The 21,723-nt window shown below is 59.6% G+C and carries 21 protein-coding genes; 17 read left to right on the forward strand and 4 right to left on the reverse strand.

Going from position 1 to position 21,723, the window contains the following annotated elements:
- Positions 1-316: 316 nt before the first annotated feature.
- Positions 317-1,168 (reverse strand): helix-turn-helix transcriptional regulator, encoded by an 852-nt coding sequence (locus AC0QTX_RS24365; protein ID WP_474606393.1) that lies wholly within the window; start codon positions 1,166-1,168, stop codon positions 317-319.
- A 64-nt stretch (positions 1,169-1,232) separates the two neighbouring features.
- Between AC0QTX_RS24365 and AC0QTX_RS24370 the strand changes: the two genes are divergently transcribed.
- The 4 genes from AC0QTX_RS24370 (at position 1,233) to AC0QTX_RS24385 (ending at position 5,087) form a co-directional block, all read left to right on the forward strand.
- On the forward strand, positions 1,233-2,456 hold the full coding sequence (locus AC0QTX_RS24370; RefSeq protein ID WP_474606415.1) for an ABC transporter substrate-binding protein: 1,224 nt from the start codon (positions 1,233-1,235) through the stop codon (positions 2,454-2,456).
- Between the two features lie 107 nt (positions 2,457-2,563).
- The gene (locus AC0QTX_RS24375) at positions 2,564-3,436 is read left to right on the forward strand and encodes a phosphoenolpyruvate hydrolase family protein (protein WP_474606394.1); all 873 of its coding nucleotides are present in this window, start codon (positions 2,564-2,566) and stop codon (positions 3,434-3,436) included.
- Complete coding sequence (locus AC0QTX_RS24380) at positions 3,418-3,873, forward strand: SRPBCC family protein (protein ID WP_474606395.1); 456 nt, start codon at positions 3,418-3,420, stop codon at positions 3,871-3,873. The genes AC0QTX_RS24375 and AC0QTX_RS24380 overlap by 19 nt, the downstream gene beginning before the upstream one ends.
- A complete protein-coding gene (locus AC0QTX_RS24385; RefSeq protein WP_474606396.1) occupies positions 3,870-5,087 on the forward strand; it encodes a Tm-1-like ATP-binding domain-containing protein in 1,218 nt (405 codons plus the stop codon). Before AC0QTX_RS24380 ends, AC0QTX_RS24385 begins: the two co-directional genes overlap by 4 nt.
- 37 nt (positions 5,088-5,124) lie before the next feature.
- Here the strand turns inward: AC0QTX_RS24385 and AC0QTX_RS24390 are convergent, their stop codons facing one another.
- Positions 5,125-5,331, reverse strand: a complete 207-nt coding sequence (locus AC0QTX_RS24390; RefSeq protein WP_474606397.1) for a hypothetical protein — start codon at positions 5,329-5,331, stop codon at positions 5,125-5,127.
- 92 nt (positions 5,332-5,423) lie between these two features.
- On the opposite strand from AC0QTX_RS24390, the gene AC0QTX_RS24395 reads away from it, so the two are divergent.
- From AC0QTX_RS24395 to AC0QTX_RS24420, 6 genes are all read left to right on the forward strand, one after another.
- Positions 5,424-6,440, forward strand: a complete 1,017-nt coding sequence (locus AC0QTX_RS24395; protein WP_474606398.1) for a Gfo/Idh/MocA family protein — start codon at positions 5,424-5,426, stop codon at positions 6,438-6,440.
- Entirely contained in the window at positions 6,437-7,459 is a 1,023-nt protein-coding gene (locus AC0QTX_RS24400; protein WP_474606399.1) for a Gfo/Idh/MocA family protein, read from the forward strand. Before AC0QTX_RS24395 ends, AC0QTX_RS24400 begins: the two co-directional genes overlap by 4 nt.
- Before the next feature lie 92 nt (positions 7,460-7,551).
- Entirely contained in the window at positions 7,552-8,556 is a 1,005-nt protein-coding gene (locus AC0QTX_RS24405; protein ID WP_474606400.1) for a Bug family tripartite tricarboxylate transporter substrate binding protein, read from the forward strand.
- Positions 8,557-8,569: 13 nt separating this feature from the next.
- The gene (locus tag AC0QTX_RS24410; RefSeq protein ID WP_474606401.1) at positions 8,570-9,061 is read left to right on the forward strand and encodes a tripartite tricarboxylate transporter TctB family protein; all 492 of its coding nucleotides are present in this window, start codon (positions 8,570-8,572) and stop codon (positions 9,059-9,061) included.
- A 5-nt stretch (positions 9,062-9,066) separates the two neighbouring features.
- Positions 9,067-10,596, forward strand: coding sequence for a tripartite tricarboxylate transporter permease (locus tag AC0QTX_RS24415; protein ID WP_474606402.1), 1,530 nt, complete (start codon positions 9,067-9,069; stop codon positions 10,594-10,596).
- 31 nt (positions 10,597-10,627) lie between these two features.
- Positions 10,628-11,419: a sugar phosphate isomerase/epimerase family protein gene (locus AC0QTX_RS24420; RefSeq protein WP_474606403.1), complete on the forward strand. Its 792-nt coding sequence runs from the start codon at positions 10,628-10,630 to the stop codon at positions 11,417-11,419.
- A 408-nt stretch (positions 11,420-11,827) separates the two neighbouring features.
- Here AC0QTX_RS24420 and AC0QTX_RS24425 read toward each other — a convergent pair whose 3' ends face one another.
- Positions 11,828-12,481, reverse strand: coding sequence for a TetR/AcrR family transcriptional regulator (locus tag AC0QTX_RS24425; protein ID WP_474606404.1), 654 nt, complete (start codon positions 12,479-12,481; stop codon positions 11,828-11,830).
- Between the two features lie 121 nt (positions 12,482-12,602).
- On the opposite strand from AC0QTX_RS24425, the gene AC0QTX_RS24430 reads away from it, so the two are divergent.
- From AC0QTX_RS24430 to AC0QTX_RS24460, 7 genes are all read left to right on the forward strand, one after another.
- On the forward strand, positions 12,603-13,880 hold the full coding sequence (locus AC0QTX_RS24430; RefSeq protein ID WP_474606405.1) for an HlyD family efflux transporter periplasmic adaptor subunit: 1,278 nt from the start codon (positions 12,603-12,605) through the stop codon (positions 13,878-13,880).
- On the forward strand, positions 13,877-15,052 hold the full coding sequence (devC, locus tag AC0QTX_RS24435) for an ABC transporter permease DevC (RefSeq protein ID WP_474606406.1): 1,176 nt from the start codon (positions 13,877-13,879) through the stop codon (positions 15,050-15,052). Before AC0QTX_RS24430 ends, devC begins: the two co-directional genes overlap by 4 nt.
- 52 nt (positions 15,053-15,104) lie before the next feature.
- Complete coding sequence (locus AC0QTX_RS24440; RefSeq protein WP_474606407.1) at positions 15,105-15,803, forward strand: ATP-binding cassette domain-containing protein; 699 nt, start codon at positions 15,105-15,107, stop codon at positions 15,801-15,803.
- Positions 15,804-16,763: 960 nt separating this feature from the next.
- The gene (locus AC0QTX_RS24445; protein WP_474606408.1) at positions 16,764-17,210 is read left to right on the forward strand and encodes a YybH family protein; all 447 of its coding nucleotides are present in this window, start codon (positions 16,764-16,766) and stop codon (positions 17,208-17,210) included.
- Between the two features lie 59 nt (positions 17,211-17,269).
- A complete protein-coding gene (locus tag AC0QTX_RS24450) occupies positions 17,270-18,595 on the forward strand; it encodes an ABC transporter substrate-binding protein (protein ID WP_474606409.1) in 1,326 nt (441 codons plus the stop codon).
- Between the two features lie 52 nt (positions 18,596-18,647).
- Positions 18,648-20,558, forward strand: coding sequence for an ATP-binding protein (locus tag AC0QTX_RS24455; RefSeq protein ID WP_474606410.1), 1,911 nt, complete (start codon positions 18,648-18,650; stop codon positions 20,556-20,558).
- A 10-nt stretch (positions 20,559-20,568) separates the two neighbouring features.
- The gene (locus AC0QTX_RS24460; protein WP_474606411.1) at positions 20,569-20,946 is read left to right on the forward strand and encodes a response regulator; all 378 of its coding nucleotides are present in this window, start codon (positions 20,569-20,571) and stop codon (positions 20,944-20,946) included.
- 441 nt (positions 20,947-21,387) lie between these two features.
- Here AC0QTX_RS24460 and AC0QTX_RS24465 read toward each other — a convergent pair whose 3' ends face one another.
- Entirely contained in the window at positions 21,388-21,660 is a 273-nt protein-coding gene (locus tag AC0QTX_RS24465; RefSeq protein WP_474606412.1) for a DUF4242 domain-containing protein, read from the reverse strand.
- Positions 21,661-21,723: the final 63 nt, after the last annotated feature.

Below are 21,723 nucleotides of genomic sequence, written 5' to 3' on the forward strand. Positions count from 1 at the left end.
GGCCCAGCATCCTGTATGCTGACTGCGCAAAAATCGGCCGTTGCGGACTTTTTCAACAGTATCGGCACGTTCCGGAAATACACGGAACTTCTGCAAAGGCGCGACGAGCGTACCTTTAATTGTTCCGCCCAAGATTACACTTTGACCCAAAGCAGTCCTTTAGGCCTCGCCTCAGGCATTCGGCAGCTGCGAGGTAAAGAATGCGTGTATCGGCCTTGGCCATATCAATTGCAACAGCCGACTTGCTTTTCATTCTTGAGGCGAGGTCTTGTGAGAGCGTAAGGGTAAACTAAAGTTAGAATGGATAATCTTGCAGCTACACCAAGTTACGATGTTTGTGCTTGCGGAATTGAGACGGTCTGATGCCTGTGATCTGCTGAAATTTATTCGAGAAAGCAAACGGGTTTTCATAGCCAACCTGGTTTGCAATCAACTCGATTTTTGCATCCGTCGTCGCCAGGAGGTGTGCCGCATGCTGAATCCTCAGGACGGCCAATTGCTGGATTGGACTCCGTCCGAGGCTCCGGTGGCACAGGCGGCGCAGGTGCTCGCCGCTCATGCTGGCTAGACTGGCGAGTTCACCGAGTGTCCAATCACGCGAGAGATCCTGTTGTACGATATTCCACAGGGACAGTAGGCGCTTTTCCCGGCGCCACGGCTCCATGAACAGATCCACATAACGCTCGATGAGATCGATCCAGAGGCCGCATGTGCCGATATCGCGAGCGCCTTCCACCTCTTGAACAAGACCCATGATAGCGTGCCGGAGCGGCTCCGGGTTGAAGCGGGCCATGAGCGGAGCCACCGCGCCGATCATTGAAAAGGGCGATGAGGGTGTGAAGCGCACCCAGCAATACTGCCACCGCCGCGACGGTATCGCGTGAAAGGCATGCAGCACGTGGGCGGGCGCGAAAGTGGTCATTCCCGTTCGATGCGGCCGCCAGCGCCCGTCGAGCAGCATGCGTCCTTCCCCACCCAGCGATCCGTGCAGGTAGGCGCCGCTCAGCTTGGTTCTGACGATGCGATAGGGCGGGGCTGCGTCTCCGACCCCCACATGCGCGATGTGCCGCTGGCGGAGAAGCGGACAAACGTCATCGCGTACGATCCACTGTTGCGTCTTGGCGCCGACGATGTGTGTTTCGAGTAGCTTCTCGTGCGCTACGACCATGGCTTCAAGGTTTCTCGACTGTCAGACTTCCACCAAGATAACAAAAATCAACATGGAGGAAACGATGATCGCGACTCTCAAGAGTGTCCTTTCGGCTTCACTGCTTGTGCCGCTGGCAGTAACGGCCGCAACAGCGCAACAAAACGCTATTTCCGACAATGTGGTTAGGATCGGCGTTTTAACCGATATGAGCGGTGTCTATTCCGACTTAGCCGGAAAGGGTGCCGTTGAAGCTGTCAAAATGGCGGCGGAAGACTTTGGCGGCACCATTCTCGGCAAACCTATCGATGTCATCTTTGCCGATCACCAGAACAAACCGGATATCGGCTCGGCGACTGCTCGTCAGTGGTTCGATACGGGCGGCGTCGACTTGATCGCCGATCTTTCCAATTCTGCCGTTGCATTGTCGGTTGCTACGCTCGCAAAGGATCAGAAGCGGCATATCATCGTTAACGGCTCGTCGAATATGGGCATCACGAACCAAGTGTGCTCGCCCTATGCAGTGCATTATGCATATGACGCCTATTCGCTTGCTCACGGCACCGGCAAGGCTGTCGTCGAGCAAGGCGGCGACAGCTGGTTCTTTCTCACCGTTGACTTTGCGTTCGGCATCGGGCTCGAGCAGCAGGTTTCCGAGTTGGTCCGGGCTTCCGGAGGGCACGTGATTGGAGCTGCGAGACACCCGCTGAACACCACGGACTTCTCTTCCTTCGTCCTGCAGGCACAGGCCTCCAAAGCGAAGATCGTCGGCATCGCGTCGACCGGCGGAGATGCAATCAACGCGATCAAGGCGGCGGCGGAATTCGGGATCACGAAGGATCAGAGCCTTGCCGCCCTCCTGTTGTGGCTCAACGACATTCACGCGCTCGGCCTCGATACGGCCCAAGGGCTCCTGCTCACGAATGCCTGGTACTGGGACATGAACGAGGAAACCAGATCTTTCGCGAAGCGCTATTTCGAGCGTGTCGGCAACATGCCCAACATGAGCCAGGCCGCGGACTATTCCTCGACCATGCACTACCTGAAGGCCGTGCAAGCCGCCGGCACGGACGAGCCGGACGCCGTTTCGGCCAAGATGCGGGAAATGCCGATCAACGACTTCTTCGCCAAGAATGGAAAGATCCGGGTTGATGGGCGCATGGTTCACGAGATGTATCTCTGGAGGGTAAAGGCCCCCTCGGAGTCGAAGTATCCCTGGGATTATCTCAAGCTGGTCGATACAATTCCGGCCGAACGGGCTTTCCAGCCTCTCGACCAGAGCAAGTGCTACCTTGTGAACAAATCCTGACGAAAGAGGTGCTGCGCTCCGGATCCACTTGAGCGCGGCATCTCGAACCGGCTCTCACCTCGAGACAAGTGAGGGCGGAATCCAGACACTCATTCTTAGGATAGAATATGGCCCGGTTTGAGCGCAGAACTCTAGTCAAACGCTTCCAGGAGATGGTCCAGAGAGGCGAGCCCATCATCGGCGGCGGAGCCGGAACCGGAATTTCGGCAAAATGTGAAGAGGCTGGAGGGATCGACCTCATCATCGTCTATAATTCCGGGCGGTACCGGATGGCCGGTCGCGCTTCCTCAGCCGGACTGCTCGCCTATGGCAATGCAAACCAGATCGTCAAGGAGATGGCTGGCGAGATCCTCCCCGTCGTCCGGCACACGCCGGTGATAGCAGGCGTGAATGGAACTGACCCTTTTGCGATCATGCCCGTGCTCCTGAAAGAACTCAAGGAATTGGGCTTCTCAGGGGTCCAGAATTTCCCCACCGTTGGGATTATCGACGGCACATTTCGGATCAGTTTGGAGGAGACCGGGATCCAGTTCGCATCGGAGATCGACATGATCCGCCAGGCCCATGAGCTTGATCTCCTTACAACGCCCTATGTTTTCAGCGCTGACGAGGCCGTCGAGATGACCAAGGCCGGGGCCGATCTGATCGTGCCGCATATGGGCGTCACAGTCGGGGGAACGATCGGAGCAACGACGTCGAAGACCCTCAAGCAATCTGTGGCATTGATCGACGAGTGGGCCGAGGCTGCTCGGAAGGTTCGCAAGGACGTCGTGGTGATTGCGCATGGTGGGCCCATCGCGACCCCTCAGGATGTCATCTATGTTCTTGAGAACAGTGAGCACTGCAATGGCTTCTACGGTGCCAGCAGTATGGAGCGCCTTCCAACCGAAATCGCCCTCACGGAGCACATTCGCACGTTCAAAAACCTTTCCGTCGAACCCGGCCAAAAGGAGAAGGCTTCATGCTCCGCGTCCATGTAAGCGCAGTGATGGACGTTACCGTCGAGGAAGCGTGGAGTGTTCTGCGAGATTTCAACGCCTTGCCGGTGTACCATCGGTTCTTCAAGGACAGCTATATCGAGAATGACTGGCCGGCTGACAGGATCGGTTGTGTCCGCAACTTCAAGACCAAGGAGGGAGACGACTATATCCGCGAGCAGTTGTTGAGCCTGTCTGATCGTGACTATCTTTGCTGCTATACGATCATTGAAGCATCGGTTCCCCTGTTGAACTATGTGTCCGAGATGCGCCTTCGCTCTGTCACGGAAAGCCAGCAGACTTTTGGGGAGTGGTGGGCCGAGTTCAACACTCCTGCCGATCAGGAGGCAGACCTCGTGGCGCGGGTGACGGATACATTCCGCTTCGCCTTCGAGGGGGTTGCGGAAGTCGCCAAAGCGAGGCGGCGCAGTGCCTCATGAGCGCGTCTCCGAACAAAGGAAGCGCCTATGTCGTCGGCACGTTCGACACGAAGGCTGAAGAACTCCGTTACGTAGGCGCCTTGCTGCAGGATGTGGGGATTCCGACGGTTCTGGTGGATGTCGGAACCAAGTTCATCTCGGCAGATGCGGACGTATCTGCCGAGATGGTTGCTTCCTGTCATTCGGGCGGAGTTGATGCCGTCTTCAAGGCAGGCGAACGCGGCGCCGCAGTCAATGCGATGAGAGACGCGTTTCAGGCCTACTTGCAAGCCTGCCCGAATGTCGGCGGCATCATCGGCCTCGGCGGATCCGGCGGGACCGCGATCATCACACCCGCGATGCGAGGCCTTCCGATCGGCTTGCCGAAGGTCATGGTCTCGACACTGGCATCGGGCGATATCTCACGTTTCATCGGCGTCAGCGACATCATGATGATGTTCCCGGTAACGGACATCGCAGGATTGAACCGCGTATCGCGCGTCGTCCTGGGCAATGCCGCTCATGCGCTTGCCGGAATGATGGTGCGAAACGCTCCTCAGCCCGATGATGACAAGCCGTCGCTTGGGATCAGCATGTTCGGCGTGACCACGCCCTGTGTTCAACAGCTGACGGCCTCCCTGTCCAGCAGGTTTGACTGTCAGGTGTTTCACGCCAACGGTCCTGGAGGTCGGGCGCTGGAAGCTCTCACGGCTTCGGGGCTGTTCCGGGGAGTTGTGGATGTCACGACCACGGAGGCGGCCGACTATCTGTTCGGAGGCGTCTGCAGCGCCGGCCCAAACCGCTTTGAGGCCGCGGCTCGTGCAGGTGTGCCGTGGGTCGGTTCGTGCGGCGCATTGGACATGGTGAACTTCTGGGCAGTGGATACCATCCCGGAACACTATCGCGGACGTCTCCTCCACTCACACAATGCCTATGTCACCCTGATGCGGACGTCCGTGGATGAGATGGTAATCATCGGCGAGTGGCTAGCGAGGAAGCTGAACCAATCCCAGGCTCCCGTGCGTTTATTGCTCCCGGAGGGTGGATTGTCCATGCTTGATGCCCCAGGGGAACCCTTCTTCGATCCTGCGGCAGATGAAGCACTGTTTACGAGTCTTGAGAAGGCTTTTCAGGTGTCGGATACACATCAGATCATACGTGTTCCACACCACATCAACGACGCTGCCTTTGTCGAGATTCTTGTCCATCACGTCAATCAGGTAATGAGAACCTAGCCGGAAGGTGTTCTTGACTGTAGCGCATGAATGTCAGTTAATTGTATTTCTTAGACCGAAACGCTTTGCCCGCTGCCGTGGGCAACAGGAAGAGCGTGGCCGGGGTGCCATCTTTCCATCCGAGCACAATCCTCTCATCCGCAAACTGGTGAGTATCTTCACCCTCTCCGATGACGAGCGGCAGGTCCTTCTGGGTCTGCTCGTGCAGTTGATGGCTCCCAAAGAGAAACAGAACATCGTGCACGAGGGGATCGGCTCAAAATATTACCTCCGTAATCAATTCCTCGGTTGCGCTTCAGCAACTTCGAGTATTATCGTACGGTAAGGGTAGTATCCATGCGCTTCGCGGCAATAGGTCTCGATCATCGACATATCTACCACCTCGTCGGCGGATTGATCGATGCCGGAGCGAATTGTGTTGGCTTCGACCCGACGACCTCGGATCCGAGAGTTCTTGCAGGTTTTCGAGAACGTTTCCCTGAGCTTGCCCAAGCCCACCGAGAGGCGTTGCTGGCGGATCCCTCAATCGACATCATCTGCTCGGCCGCAATCCCCAGCGAGCGCGCCGCGATTGCCGTTGCGGCGATGCGGGCGGGTAAGGACGTGATGGTCGACAAGCCAGGGATCACGTCCTTTCAGCAGCTCGAGGAGGTCCGTAGCACAGTCAAGGACACCGGACGGATCTTCTCGATCTGTTTTTCCGAGCGTTTCGTCGTGCCCTCAACGGAAGTGGCGCTGCGCCTGATCCGGGACGACGTGATCGGCGAGGTTGTCCAGACCGTCGGGCTCGGTCCGCACCGCCTCAACAAAGCAATCCGTCCGGCATGGTTCTTCGATGCCAGCCAGTTCGGCGGCATTCTGGTCGATATCGCCTCTCACCAGATCGATCAGTTCCTTACCTTCACAAGTTCCGAGGACGCCGAGATCGTTTCGGCGGCAATCGGCCATTTCGGCACGGAGACAGCCGCCGAATTTCAGGATTTTGGTGAGGTTTTGCTCCGGAGTGAGCGGGCGTCCGGCTACGTGCGGGTCGACTGGTTTACCCCCGACGGCTTGCCGACTTGGGGCGACGGGCGTCTGATTATTCTGGGCACCCGCGGCACGATTGAGCTGCGCAAGTATGTCGACATCGCGGGACGTTCAGGCACGGACCACCTCTTCCTCGCCGACCGACATGGAACGCGTCATATCAATTGCAGTGGCGAGCCCCTGACTTATTTCAAGCGCTTCGTCGCCGATGTCCAGGACCGGACCGAAACGGCCGTGCCCCAGGCGCATGTGTTCACAGTCAGCCGGCTTGCGCTCGAAGCTCAGAGCCGTGCCCGCTTGATCAGTCCGGGAGGAGACAGATGAGGCGGATCGGTATTGCTCTCGTAGGTCTTGGCCCTGCATCCCAGCCCCATGCCGCTAGTCTGATGGAGTTGCACGAGCAAGTCGACGTGCGGTGGGCCGTTGGACGAAGCGCCGCGCGGCTCGAGGCCTTTGCTACGCAATACCCTTTTCCTGTGACGACTGATCTGGATGCGGCGATTGCCGATCCTGCCGTTGAGGCGATCATCGTCCTGACTCCGCCCAATGCACATCTCGAAGTGGCAGAGCGATGCTTTCTGGCGGGCCGGCACGTCTTGCTCGAGAAGCCGCTTGAGGTCTCGCTTGATCGTGCCAAGGAACTGGTCGTGAGCGCTCGACGCGCGCAGCGGCGGCTCGGTGTCGTCCTGCAACACCGTTTCCGTCCAGGAGCCATTCGCCTGCGTGAGCTTCTCGCTCAAGGGGAACTGGGCACGATCGAACTGGCCTCCATGGCGGTGCCCTGGTGGCGGCCGCAGAGCTACTACGACGAGCCCGGCCGCGGCACGCTTGCCCGCGATGGGGGAGGGGTGCTGCTAACCCAGGCGATCCACACGATCGATCTGTTCCGATCCTTGGTCGGCGGTTGCACCGTGGAGGCGGCCCAGGTCACGACAACGGCTCTGCACCGCATGGAGACCGAGGACTATGCCTCGGCCTTGCTGCGGCTTCCGAACGGAGCGCCAGCAAGCCTGATGGCCACGACCGCTATGCCCCATGGCGCACCTGAGGCGATCAGCATCGTCGGCACTCTCGGAACAGCGAAACTGGTCGGTGCGGGCTTGGAAGTTATCTGGCTGGACGGACGGGAGGAGCGCGTCGAAGCCGACGCCAGGACTGGTGGTGGTGCGAACATCATGGATTTCCCAATCGATGCCCATTGCCTGCTGATTGCTGACTTTCTCGACGCGGTGCGATCAGGCCGAGACCCGGCCGTGACCGGCGAGGAGGCTTTGGCCACGCAGCAGCTCATTGAGGAGATATTGACCGTGGGGCGAGGTCGGGCGGACACTGCGCCTCGATAGGCCTTCGGTTGAGAAATTTCAGCAGGTCTCCCCAATCGGGGCCTGCACGACAAAGGGCAGGCTGTACCTGCCCATGTGAGGGAGGATGAACGATGTTGATACGAACTCTACTCGCTGCGGCCGTTGCCGTCGGCCTCACGGCGCCCGCACAAGCGCAGAACTATCCATGGAAGCCGGATCGGCCGATTACGATCATCGTGCCTTGGGCCCCGGGCGGCGCCACCGACCAGGTCACGCGGATCACGGCAAGCGAAATCGAGGAGGCCCTCGGGCAGAAAGTCGTCGTCGTGAACCAACCCGGAGCCTCCGGCTCCATCGGCACGAAGAACGCCTTCGAGGCGGCGAAAGACGGTTACACGTTGACAGCGGGAGCCGTGCAGGACCTGGGGGTCTATAAAGTCCTCGGCATGTTCGACACCGATCTTTCGCAATGGAACGTGTATCTTACCGTTGCGAATGTTCCGGTCATCAGCGTTAACCCAAATGCACCCTACAAGACGCTTGCGGAACTGGTCTCCGCCATGAAGGCAAAGCCCAACAGCGTTACGATCTCGACCGGCGGTGCCGCGTCGGCCAGTCACAATGCAGCGGAGGCCATCACTAAGGCGGCCGGCGCAACCTACAAGCATGTGGCCTATGATGGTGGGAATCCGGCGGTGGTCGCGGCAGTCGCAGGAGAGGTCGAAGCAACGACCCAGCTTGCTACGGAACAAGCGGAAATGATCCGCGGCAAGCGTCTGCGGCCGCTGGCAGCGTTCTCCGACAAGCCCCTCGAACTCACGGGCTACGGCACAATACCGCCCGTCACCGAGACCCTGTCGAATCTGCGTCCGCCCACAAGCTACTTCGGGATCTTCGTCCCGAAAGGCGTGCCCCAGCCCGTCGTGGAGACCCTCGACCAGATCTGGCGCGAGAAGATCGCGAACTCGGAAAAGCTCAAGAGCTACGCCCGCGAGCGGGGCGCGCTCTTTGCTCCGGCCTTTGGTGCGGCAGCTGTGGAGCAGTCTATGCCTATTGTGCGCGCCAACGCTTGGCTCCTGTTTGACGCAGGCAAAGCCAAGGTCTCGCCGGACACCGTCGGGATCCAGCGCCCCTGATGGCCCGCGCCCAATGAACGGGGACCGCATCGCCGGAGTGATCTGGTTCGTTTTCGGGGCAGCCGTATTCTATGGTTCTTGGGCCATGGACCGGCTTGCCTCACAGAACATCAATCCCCTCACGGCGCCCGGTCTCCTGCCGGGCCTCCTCGGATTGGGCATGATGGTCATGGCCCTTGTTCTCATATCGCGCCGTGGTATCGGCCGGGCGGCGTCAGCCATGGGCGTCACCTCGGCCGAGGAGGTTGGCACCAACTGGAAACGGTTACTTGCAAGCTGGGCGCTCTGCGTCGCCTTCGCGGGCATCCTGCTCGGTCGTGGCTTGCCGTTCTGGCTTCTCGCCGCAGGCTTTGTGTTCGTCCACGTCCTCGTTCTGGAGGACCGCCACCGGATCGAGGGGCGCCCCTTCTTACGCCGCTCCATTGAGGCTGCACTGATCGCGACGGCCACCTCGGCCGCCGTGACCTATCTTTTCCAGAACCTCTTTCTTATCCGGCTTCCATAACCGCCATGTTTGATGGACTCATCTTCTTCGGCCAAGCAGTTGCCGGTTTCCTTACGCCGGCGACGCTGGCCTTGGCGTTGGGCGCCACGCTTGTCGGTCTGCTCATGGGGGCAATGCCCGGCCTGAGCGCGACCCTCGCGATCACACTGCTGACCACGCTGACCCTCAAGCTCGACCCGTCGGTAGCGATCCTCATTTTGATCTGTGCCTATAACGGCGCGATCTACGGCGGGAGCCGGACGGCGATCCTGCTTAACATTCCAGGCACGGCCGCCAATGCCGCCGCCTGCCTGGACGGATACGCTTTGGCCCGCAAAGGAGAGGCAGGGCGGGCCATGGGGATCGCCACGGCCGGTTCCGTGCTGGGCTCTCTCTTCGGTATGTTCTGCCTCGCCCTGTTCACGCCTCTCCTGGGGGAGTTTGCGCTCAGCTTCGGTGCGTACGAGTTTTTTTGGCTCGCACTGCTCGGAGTTGTCATGTCCGGGAATGTCGTTACCGCAGATCCAATTAAGGGCTGGCTTGCAGGTGCGCTCGGCCTGTTTGTCGCCTGTATCGGGCAGGAGGGCCTCTACGCTTATCCGCGTTTCAGCTTTGGCAATACCGATCTCGCCGGCGGCTTTCAGCTAATCCCTGTTCTCGTCGGAGCGTTCGGCTTCTCCGAAATCCTGACCATTATGGCTGAGCGTGGAACGCGGTCCAAGATCATGAGCTTCGACACTGCGCTGCCCCGTATCGTGGACGTGCTGCGGCATTGGAAGACGATCCTGCGGTCCGGCACCATCGGCGTATGGGTCGGGATCCTGCCGGGAGTCGGTGAGGATATGGCGGCCTGGACATCCTACGCGACCGCAAAGCGGCTGAGCCGGAAGCCGGAGGAATATGGGAATGGCTCTGTCGAGGGGCTCATGGCAGCCGAAACTGGCGACAACGCGTCCGTTCCCGGCGCACTGATCCCTGCACTGGCACTCGCAATCCCGGGCTCGGCACCAAGTGCCGTGCTCCTCGCCGCCATGATCATTCACGGCATCCAGCCTGGCCCGATGCTGATGGTGAACAATCCCGACTTTATCTACCAAGTCGTGGCGATGGTACTGTTCTCGACGATCGGCATCCTCTTCTTCGGTCTGTTTTTTATTCGTCCCCTTCTTCTCGTGCTGCGGGTGCCACGGACGATCCTGATGCCGATCATCTTTGTCCTCTGCACTGTGGGAGCCTATTCGTTGTCGTCACGCCTTTTCGACGTCTGGGTCATGCTCGGCTTCGGCACGCTTGCTTTCCTCATGCGCCGGCATGGCTACCCGATCGCTCCGTTCGTCTTGGGGATTGTGCTGGGCGATATTCTGGACAAGAGCCTTCGGCGTGCTCTCACTCTGAGCGACGGCGATATGACTCCTTTCTTCACACGCCCGATCAGTGCCATCCTAGCCCTTCTTGTGATCTACACGTTCATGTCGAATGTCCCCGCTGTGGGTCGTGCGACGGCTTGGGTCAAAACTAGGCTCGGGAAGCCGGGTACGAGACCAGGAGCCGTCTGAGCCAATGCGTATGTCCCTTTGCAACGAAGTCGTGCGACACCTGCCGTTTCCTCAGCAATGCGCTCTTGCGCGTGAGCTCGGATACGATGGGCTCGAGATCGCTCCTTTTACTCTCGGTGATGAGCCGCACCGTCTGACACCGGCCCGTATCGCCGAGTTGCGCTCGATCGCCTCGCGCGAAGGCATCGGAATCACGGGCTTGCATTGGCTCCTGATGAAACCGGAGAACTTGTCGATCACGAGCCGCGATGCCCCGGTCCGACAACGCACGGTGGCTGTGATGCGGAGTCTGATCGATCTCTGCGCAGACCTCGGCGGGCACTATCTCGTGCACGGCTCGCCTCGGCAGCGCGAGCTGATCACAGAACATGAGCGCGAGCAGCGCGCTTTTGGTGCTGAGTGCTTTGCAGCAGCCGGTGAACATGCATCGACCGCCGGTGTGGTCTATTGCATAGAGCCGCTCGCACCGGATGAGACCAACTTCGTGACGAGCGTCGCAGAAGCCGCCGACCTGGTCAGGCAGATCAATATTTCAGCCCTTCGCACGATGATTGATTGCGCGGCAGCAATGCGCGGGAGAGATGGCGACCCAGCCAGATTGCTATCGACATGGCTCCCAAGTGGTCTGATCGCCCATGTTCACCTGAACGATCCGAACCGGCGAGGCCCGGGCCAGGGCAGCCTCCACTTCAAGCCAATCCTGCAAGCTCTTCGCGAGAAGGGATATAGCGGGTTTCTTGGGGTTGAGCCGTTCATCTATGAACCGGACGGACCATCATCTGCAGCCCGGGCGATTGGATATTTGCGAGGATGTCTTGAGTGAGGATATTGTGGTGCTCCTCACCATCAACTCTACACTCGTCGGAATGGTCGCAAGCAAAATTCGGATTGGCCACACGGTCGTTGGAACGACGTCAAGTCAGGTTCACGGGTGAATCTCAATTCCCATGAATTCATTCGCGGCAATCAATTTCCCAAGCGGCACCTGAACATTCTCTATGCTGAATGTCGGCTCATGACACGTTTCGGAAGTACGCTGAACTTCTGCAAAGGCGCGACAAGCGGACCTTCATTGAGTCCGCTCTAGGTTACACTTTGACCCGAAGCTGCCCTTGAGCGCTGTGCCTGCGGCTCATCGCAACGGGTAGAACGCTCACACTCCCGCCCACATACGTCGCGGCGCCCAAGTGGGTATCTGCGTGCTGCTTTGCGCGAAGAATAGCGGGCCGCTTCATGACCTTCCAATTCGATCAGCGTCAGGCGTCAGAAGCCCATTGAACACCACATCAATGTGGGCGTCCAGGAAGGCCTCGCTGCTGATGTGGGCGTATCGATCGAAGGTCATACGCCAAATGGCAGCCATTAGGGCAGGCGCTACGAGCACAAGCGGGAGGTTAGCAGCAGCCCCTTGCCGCACCTCACCACGGGCGATGCCGCGCGCCACGATCTGCTCCAAGAGAGCACGACCTTTCGAGATCGTCTCTGTGTAGTACAGCTCGGTCAAAGCCGGGAAGCGCTCACCTTCTGCTATGATGATGCGGACCAGCACCCGCAGATCCGAGTTCACCAACTGCCGGTGAAGGGTTTCAAACATCAGCTTCAGAAGATCGCGAGTGGTGCCGGGATATACATCCACAAAGCCGATGATCTGCTCAAACACCGGTGCAACTTCGGTCCGCACCGCGGCCAGGAAGAGTGCCTCTTTGTCCGGGTAGTAGCGGTAGATCGTTCCTTTGGCGACGCCAGCACGGCGAGCAACGTCGTCAAGACGCGTTCCCGCAAAGCCGTTCACCGCAAACTCCTCAAGTCCTGCCCTTACCAGTTCGGCTGGCCGGGCTTCCTTGCGCCGACGCCTCGGTCGAGGGGTAGTCATTGGCTGATCCATCTACGCCTCAACGCTGCAAATGACTTGCTGGTCATTAAAGTTTGCAATGCTTTTGATGTCGGCTATAATGACCCCATCGTCATTAATCGTCCAGCGCTATCTCAGCAGATCGGGCTTAGCCATGATCATCTCCCAAACCGTACAACCTCATCACGCCTTCACGGCTGATTCCAAAACGGGCACTGCAGAGCGCGAGAGGCTGCCCCTCGTGGTCGTTCGGCACTCTTCGGAGGTCAGGCCACACCGGTCGCGCTGGCGTGCTGTCCTGAGACGCGCCCGCTTCATCCTAGTGATGATCGCTCTTGTGGCGCTGGGTGGTTTTATCGGCCTCTACTTCCAGCCGCCGGGGCTTCAGAAGCTCATGGCCGTTTTGCAACTGCAACCCGGCGGCGGAACGTCCTCTCCCATCGCGCTGCCGGTTCAACGGCCTGACCCCCACCAGGTCGGAGCTGCGGATCTCTCAACCCGCCAGATGGTGGTGGGTCTCGGCAGGCTTCTCCCCGAAGGTGAGGTGGTAATCGTCGCGCCACCCTTTGGCGCGGGTGATGCGCGGGTCGCAAGCCTGAAGGTCACGGAGGGTGATCGCGTCGAGCACGGGAGCGTGCTGGCCGTTCTCGACAGCGAGCGGACGCTGCTGGCAGCCCTCGGGTCTGCGCGCGCCCAACTTGCCGCCCGGGAGGCTAACCTAGCCCAGGTCAGAGCTTCCGTGCAGGCCAGCCGTGACGAGGCAGGAGCCACCCTCGCTCGCGCAGAGACCACGTATCAGAACACGGTTCGCGAATTCAAACGGGTGGAGATCCTGCGCCAACGTGGCTATGCGGCCGAACAGTCCTTTGACCAGCGCCGTGCCGCTCGTGATGAGGCCGCACGGGAGGTGGAGCGGGCACGAGCCACCCTCTCCCGCTATGGCTCAGGCGATCTTGACGCGCAGGCGGATGTTCGAGTGGCGGAGCGCAACGTGGATACCGCTCGAGCTGATCTAGCCCGCGCACAAGCGGATCTGGACAAGGCCTATGTCCGCGCTCCGATTACTGGGACTGTGCTGACCGTCCATGTTCGGCCGGGGGAGAAGCCTGGTGCGCAAGGCCTGATGAACCTTGGCAATATCGACAGAATGACCGTCGAGGTTGAGGTCTATCAGGCACAGATCGGTCGCGTGTTGGTGGGCGACACCGTGGAAGTGACAGCCGAAGCCTTGCCTCAGCGGCTCAAGGGTAGCGTGACCCGGATCGGACTTGAAGTCGGCCGCCAAACTGTGGTCGACGCCAACCCTGCGGCCAATACTGACGCCCGGGTCGTGAAAATCACGGTAGCCCTTGAGCCTGACTCCTCTAGTCTCGCCCAACGCTTCACAAACCTGCAGGTGACAGCTCGCATCACGAGCAGGGGCGAGCTATGACCGAATTGCTCGCCAAACTCCTCGACCGGCTCCCGATTGGATGGCTCCAGTTGGTGCACAACAAGACCCGGCTCGCGGCGGCGGTAGCGGGTGTGTCCTTCGCCAGCGTTCTTGTCCTCATGCAGCTCGGCTTCCTTGGGGCTCTCGTTGGCAGCATCAGGCTGCCGTATGACCAGATGAACGCCGACATCCTCATCTCGGCGTCGGACATGAACACGCTGGCGGACGGCAGCCCTCTCCCGCGCCAACGCATGTTCGAGGCGCTCTCCGTTGAGGGCGTCGCGAGGGCAACGCCGCTCTACTACGGCAAAATCGAGTGGAAGCAGTCCGACGGGACCATTCGCAACCTTGATGTGTTCGGCATTGACCCCTCGTCCGAAACCATCCGCAATCCTGCCATCGACGCCCGGCTCGCAGACATTGCACGCGCTGACGTGGCGCTCATCGACGCGAAGACCCGGAACGCCCCGGATGGCCTCTTCGCCCAAATCGCAAATGGGCAACCATACCGCTTTGAAGTCAAGGGACGCACACTGACGGTTGTCGGCACCTTCGAGATCGGTGGCGGCTTTACAGCGGATGGTTACCTCGTCATCTCGGATCAGACCTTCCTGCGTCTGTTCCCTCAGCGCGTCGCAGGAGCGCCAAACCACATCCTGGTGGGCCTGGCACCGGGTGCTGACGTTCGTTCCACTATCGAGCGCCTTCGAGCCGTGCTCCCCGCTTACGATAGCTCCGTGCGGACTGTTGCCGAGGCGTTTGACAAAGACCGGGCCTTCCAGACAACGCAGCGGCCTGTAGGTTTGGTCTTTGGCTTTGGCATCGTAATCGGCGCACTGGTTGGCATCATCATCGTCTACCAGGTGCTCTCGACAGATGTCGCCGAGCACTTGAAGGAGTACGCAACCTTCAAGGCAATCGGCTATCCGCAGCGGTTCTTTCTCAGCATCGTGTTTGAGGAAGCGGCGATCCTCGCCGCTTTGGGCTTCATTCCTGGCTTTGTTGTCTCGCTCGGGCTTTACGCCATGATCGCTGCCGCCACCGGGCTGCCGCTGGCGATGACAGGAGCACGGGCTGTGTTCGTACTCATTGGTGTGCTCGGGATGTGTTTGTTGTCGGGAGCAATCGCCACCCGCAAATTGGCCCGAGCCAACCCCGCTGATCTCTTCTGAGGAGGGTAGGATGGACCTCACGGGACCTTTTGAGCCTCGGGCAGGCGGCTCTATGAGCAGGACCGCTGCACCGATTGTCGTGCGGGGGCTCGAGCACTGGTTCGGAGAGGGCGAGGCAAAAAAACAGGTGCTGTTCGACGTCGATCTCGTCCTCCAGCCCGGAAAGCTAACTGTTCTGCTTGGCGCATCTGGTTCTGGGAAGACAACCTTACTCACGCTCATGGGCTGTCTGCGCCGGGTCCAACAGGGCAGCGTGACTCTCCTGGGGATGGAGCTCGCCGGCGCGGCTGAGGACGTGCTGGTGCAGTGCCGCCGCAGGCTCGGGTTCATCTTCCAGGCCCACAACCTGCATGACAGCCTTACGGCAATGCAGAACGTCAGGATGGGCTTGGAGGTGCATGGGCCGGCTGCGACAGCACAGTGGGAAAGCGCGGCGGCTCACCTCCTTGGGCTGTTGGGGCTGAGGGAGCGCTTGAACTACCTGCCTGGCAATCTCTCCGGGGGGCAAAAGCAGCGCGTTGCCGTAGCCAGAGCCCTTGTTGGCAACCCTGATATTGTCTTTGCCGATGAGCCCACGGCAGCTCTCGACAAAGAAAGTGCGCTCAACGTGGTGACCCTTCTCAAACGTCTCGGGACGGAGCGGGGTACAACAACGCTGATGGTGACACATGATAGCAAGATCATGGATTTGGCTGACCGGATCATCACCATGGACGAAGGGCGCATCGTGCAGGACAGTGACCTGAGCTGAGGGTCTTCGGCGGCTGCTAGCTGATGCCCACAAGCGGTCGGAGTAGTTAACGCCCAACACGAACAGGCTCATCCCGTCCTCGTCGACGGACCACTGGTTGTCTACGACGCTGGAGCGATCCGCCTTCACCTACCCAACCCTCGCCCGCAGGCGGGCTTGATGCCAGCGATGGGAGTGTTGAGCGGGCGCACGCTTACAAGTGGCTTCTATAGCTTGCGACTGGCTTGCAGCCAGCTCTGTCGGACTATCTGCACCCGAGCCGGTCGGCCCCAAGTGAGGCCGCGCAAGGCGAGTTGAGGACTAGCGCTGAAGCTGCCGTTGCACGCCACTTTGACATTCTCGATAGATAGATAGCTAGGCAGAACGGCCTCTGACTGATTGGGGCGGATTACTGTATCGTCGACGCCTACGCCCTGACGCTGTGCTGCACGGAGCGGCCGGAGCTAGCTAGCCCCATATGGGGCCATATTCCCAGCGTGTTCTGGAGCGCCCCGCCGTCCAGCGAGCCCTAGCCCAAGAGCATCTGGCTCAGCCCTGGATCTGAGGTCGGCAACGTACGTTGGGGACGAATGATGGGAGGACCGCTTTTGGCACTCCTGAGACGTAAGCGCCTGGTCCGCTTCAGCGGTCATGAGCTGACGTTCGTTTAGCCACGGGAGGGTGAAAGTCTGACCCGAAGCAGTTCTTGACCAAATGCCGCGAGGCTGGCCTGATTTGCCTGCGTTCAATACAAGCTGCAAGGTTGCCGGCGAGCTTCTCGTCTCTGCCCAAGCTGGATGTCACCCTGGATGCAACAGGGCGCCAGCCCTGAGAAAAAGGGGCAATTGGTTATAAGCATACGGGCGCAACAGAGGCATGATTGACAGATTTTCACCAAAGGCGCAGCTTCCTTTTCAGAGTTTGCCCAGGCTTTAGGGCGAGTGCATGCCCGAAAGCCTGACCATCTGACGGGAGGACGGAATGTCTGTACCGAGTGCGACAAGGCATATCCTGGTTTTAGCAACTTTGATTGCACCATCCTGCACCGCTGTAGCCGACCCGATCGATGATCAGATCAGGACAGCATATTCGACTTGGAACTCGGCCTTCAACAAGAGTGACGCTAAGGCAGTCGCAGCATTCTACACGAGTGATGCATCCTTTCTGCCTGCTACCCACGACGTTATTCAAGGTCCTGATGGCGTCGAGAAATTCTTCTCTAGTCTCTTCGCCAATGGCGTTACCGACCATACCTTGGATCTGATCAGGAGCACGGGAGACGACAAGATCGTGATCGCCGTGGCCAAATGGTCCGCTGCCGGCAGGGATGCATCAGGAAAGGCAACCCGGTTTAGCGGTGTCGCTACCCACGTGTTCGAGCGGCAGCCGGACGGCTCCCTCAAGCTCAAGCTGCATACCTTCAACTGACTCAACCGCCGGTGCCATCCCCAAGATGTGTCGCGGCCCGGATGCCAGAGGAGAGCTGCATGAGTGTCCAGGGTACAATCACAAGGCGCGGGTTGCTGGCGGCATCAGGAGCAGCGCTCGCCACGTCTGGGGTCGGTCTCGCCTCAAGACGGGCGCGTGCGCAGCACAAGACGCTCAAGATCATGCAGTGGCGGCACTTTGTTTCCGCTTACGACCCTTGGTTCAACGACACCTTCGCCCGGCAATGGGGGGAGGCGAATGACGTCGATGTTATTATCGATAACGTTGGCTTCGCCGATCTAGCCCCTCGCGCGACCGCCGAGATCCAAGCTCAACGGGGACACGACCTCATCCAATTCGTTACACCAAACTCCATGCTCGTCGACCACCTCATCGATCATCGCGAGATCTTTGAGGAGTGTTCTAGGCAGTACGGAACGCCTGCGGAATTCGCCCTCCGAGCCCACTTCAACCCGAAGACCAGGACCTATACAGGTTTCGCTGCCGCTTACCAACCGGCACTCGTCACCTACCGAGGTGACCTGTGGGCCAAGGCTCAAGCCGCGCCGAGCACGTGGAATGATGTATTGACGGGAGCGAGACGGATCAAATTTCTCGATGGAAAGTCGGTAGCCTTTAGCCTGGCTCCAGAGCACAACTGCGAGCAGACACTGCGCTCCATCATGTACTCCTTCGGGGCCTCGGAACAGGATGCGGATGGTCGACCAACGTTGAGGTCTCAGGCGACCCTGGATGCGCTGCGCTATGTGAAGGACCTCTTCGAACAGGCCATGATGCCAGATGTGCTGAGGTGGGACGGAGCCTCGAATAACCGGTTCATGCTCACCGGAGAGGGCTGCCTCACGATCGACAGCCTGTCGATTCCCAGGGCTGCCGAGTCGATGAAATTGGACTTCGCGGGCGACCTAAGGCTGGCTGCGATGCCAGCAGGACCCGCGGCTCGGCTAGGCTCCTTCGGCTTCTACACTTATTCAATCTGGAAGTTCGCTGAAAATCCAGAAGGTGCCAAGCGGTTCCTGGTCGACTATGTCGGCCGATCCCGAGATGCCTTTCTCGCAAGCGGCTTCCAGAATATGCCATGCTATCCCGAGACGGTACCAGACCTTGAGGTGCTAACTCGAGACGCTGGTAGTGACGTCGCCGCGAAGTATGCGCTCATGAAGGACGTGGCATCCTGGACCACGAACGCTGGCCATCCCGGATACACGAACCCGGCCGTCAGCGAAGTCTACGACCGGGGGATCATCTCAAAGATGTTCGCCAATGTCGCTACTGCTCGACTGACCCCCGAGCAGGCGCTGGAGGAGGCCGACCGCGAGGAGCGTGCAATCTTCGACAGGTGGCGCGAGCGGGGGCAGCTGTGACGATATCGTCACGATAGGAGAGGCCGACGTTTGGCAGGTAGAAAGGGCCCGCATGCGTATCCGCAACAAAATTCTCTTGGCCATGTCGGTGCCGATTAGCCTGCTAATGGTCCAAGTAATAGCGGTCAATCACTTCATCCGAGAGCTTCAGAACGCCACGACGTTCATCGCGTCGGCTCATGAGGCTATCGAGGCGGATTTCGGTGCGCTCGATCTCGTCGGCAAGTTGAGGCAGGAAGTCAGAAAGTTGCCTTCAGGGGCGGTCGCTGACCAAGGGATGTCAGACAGCCGCAGGGCGCGGCAAGAACTGTGGGATGAGCTGGATCGTGCAGCTAGGGAGGTTGCAAGCGCGACCGCCTCTCAGCAAATTGACCCGCTACAGCTCCAAGCTCTGCGTGCCGCCCTTGACCTGGCGCGCCAGAGCTATGCCCGTTCGGAGGACCTCGCCGCGCGCGCCGGAGGAGATATCAATGCCCTCATAGAGAGTGCCATTTACGCAGACCGGGCGCTCCTTGCGCTGGAAGGAGCGCTCACCTCGACGGCTGTGGACCTCCGACGAGAACTGCAGGAGGCTGTTGACCACGAGAGGACAATCCATGACAGGCCGGTCATCGCTGGGATCGCCATCGGCGGCTCGGCTGTCCTGTTCCTTCTGGCCTTCGCGTGGCTCTATGCCGACCGACACCTCGCTGGCCGACTGGTCGCTCTGAGCCGCAGTATGCTGGCAATCGCTGCCGGGCACTTGAGGACTCCGCTGCCAGACTTCCATGGCAGAGACGAGATCGCCGCGATGGCCAAGGCTTTGTCGGTCTTCCGCGACACGGCCGTCGAGATCGAGGAGCAGAATCTGCGTGAGCGCCAAGTGGTGCTCGACACCATTGACTACGGAGTGCTGATCCTCGACCCGGATCTCCGCGTGCGGATGTTCAATCGCGCCTTCGGTGACCTCTGGAGTGTTTCTCAAGACGTACTGCATCCACATGCCGGGATTGAAGACCTGCTGGAGGCGCTCCGGTCCACCGGTCTGCATGGCGTTCCGGACGAACAATGGGAGTCCTACGTCGAGCAGAGGCTCGTTGAGATCCGGGCCGCCGACGTGCCTCCGAGGGAATGGCACCGCCCGGATGGGCGCGTACTTCAGTACGAAGTCGTGGCGCTGCCGGATGGCGGACGGATGCTCACCTACTTCGACCTGACTGAACTCAAGTTGGTAGAAAGTGAGCTGCGAGCGGCCAAAGAGCAGGCTGAGATAGCCAGCAGGGCTAAGTCCGACTTCCTCGCCAGCATGAGTCACGAACTGCGCACCCCGCTCAACGCGATCATCGGAATAACCGAGATCCTCAAGGAGGACGCCGAGATTGACGGCAGTACGGAGCTCAACGAACCGCTTGGGCGCGTTCTGCGTGCGGGCAAGCTCCTCCTGCAGGTGATCAACGAGGTTCTCGACCTTGCTAAGATTGAGGCTGGCAAGTTCGATCTTCTACCCGAGGAGGTTGACGTTCGCCTGTTGCTGGATGACATCGTCGATACTGCGAAGCCCTTGGCGGAGAAGCAAGCCAACCAGCTCAGGTTGCAGGCGCAGCAGGACCTTGGACGAGCGGTACTGGACCCGATGCGACTGCGGCAGGTCCTTCTTAACCTCCTCTCCAATGCTTGCAAGTTCACCGAAAGAGGAGAGGTGACGCTCTTTGCGGGACGAGGGGGACAGCAACTTGAATTCAGGGTACGCGACTCCGGCATCGGGATAGATGCAGATCAGCTGCCACGTCTTTTCCAGGATTTTCACCAAGCCGGAGTCGCGAAGCACCAGAAATACGGTGGTACTGGCTTGGGCCTCGCTATCAGTAGGCGTCTGGTCATTCTCATGGGGGGCGAAATCGAGGCGACGAGCGAGAAGGGTAAAGGATCCGAGTTCACAGTCAGGCTGCCGGCGAACACGCCGACCCAGGCTGAGGCAGCCTGAGAGGCGGAGCATGGTGCGCATCCTCTATGTCGAGGACAACGACGACAATATCTACATGCTACAAACTCGGCTGGAGCGGCAGGGCTTCGATGTGCTAATTGCGCGGGACGGGGCGAGCTGCATTGAGATCGCCAAGGCCGAGCACCCGGACTTGATCCTGATGGACCTGGGTTTGCCCATCATGGACGGGTGGGAGGCCGCCCGCCGGCTCAAGTCGGACAGCGCTACGAGGCACATCCCAGTGATCGCGTTGTCCGCCCATGCTATGTCGACCGACAGGACGCAGGCGTTGGAGGCGGGCTGCGACGATTACGACGTCAAGCCTGTCGAACTGGCGAGGCTCCTAGGCAAGATCAGGGCTCTGCTCCCGCCTGAGGGTGCGCCATGAACGAAAGCCGCATCCTTGTTAGGCTGACGTACAAAGGTGCTGGAGATCGTTACACAGCTCAGAACGCTGAAGAATCAATCCTCTGATTTCTCGGCGACCGAGGCTCTGATGAGTGGGTGGCTGATAGAGGCTCAGTCCAATCATTAGTGAACAATCGTTCGATTTTAGGAAAATTTTCAACTGAGCCAGGTTTGATCTTGGAGAGCGCCGAAAATCTCTAATGAAGTGGAACAGACCAGTGAATCGAACCCAGAATATCGCGTTATGGCACCTCTCTGAAGCACGGCGTAGGTCCGCTCACGCGGGGAGCACCAGACACCCCGGAAGGTCGGCGAACTTCGATACTTATCAAACTCCTCAAGTCAGATTTGCGAGCCGTCGGTTTGGCTCTGAGTCGCGCGGCCTCCGTGCTGGTTGGCCGGAGGCCGCTCTCCATACGCATCAATAATGGAAGTATGGATCGAGTACGCGCACCTCAGTGATCCGATCAACCGGCAGGTTGTTTCGCTCCGCAACCCTGCGGATGGCTTCCGGTGAGGGGCCATCGTAGATGCAATACGTCTTCTTCTTGTCTGGGGTAACATAGGAGTGCACCCAGGTGACTTGCTCCTGGTTGTTCACGCTAACCACGGCATTGCTGGCCTGGGCACCGGTCTTGTCAGCCGACAGGCTCAGTCCATCCGGAAAAGTCCGCTCCACAAGGTATCGGGTCATTGTCTTCCCTCCGTAGGCAGCCGCTGGGGCTACGTCAGGAGGTTCGCGCATGCTTTGCTCATG

This window comes from Microvirga sp. jy35, from assembly GCF_056148915.1.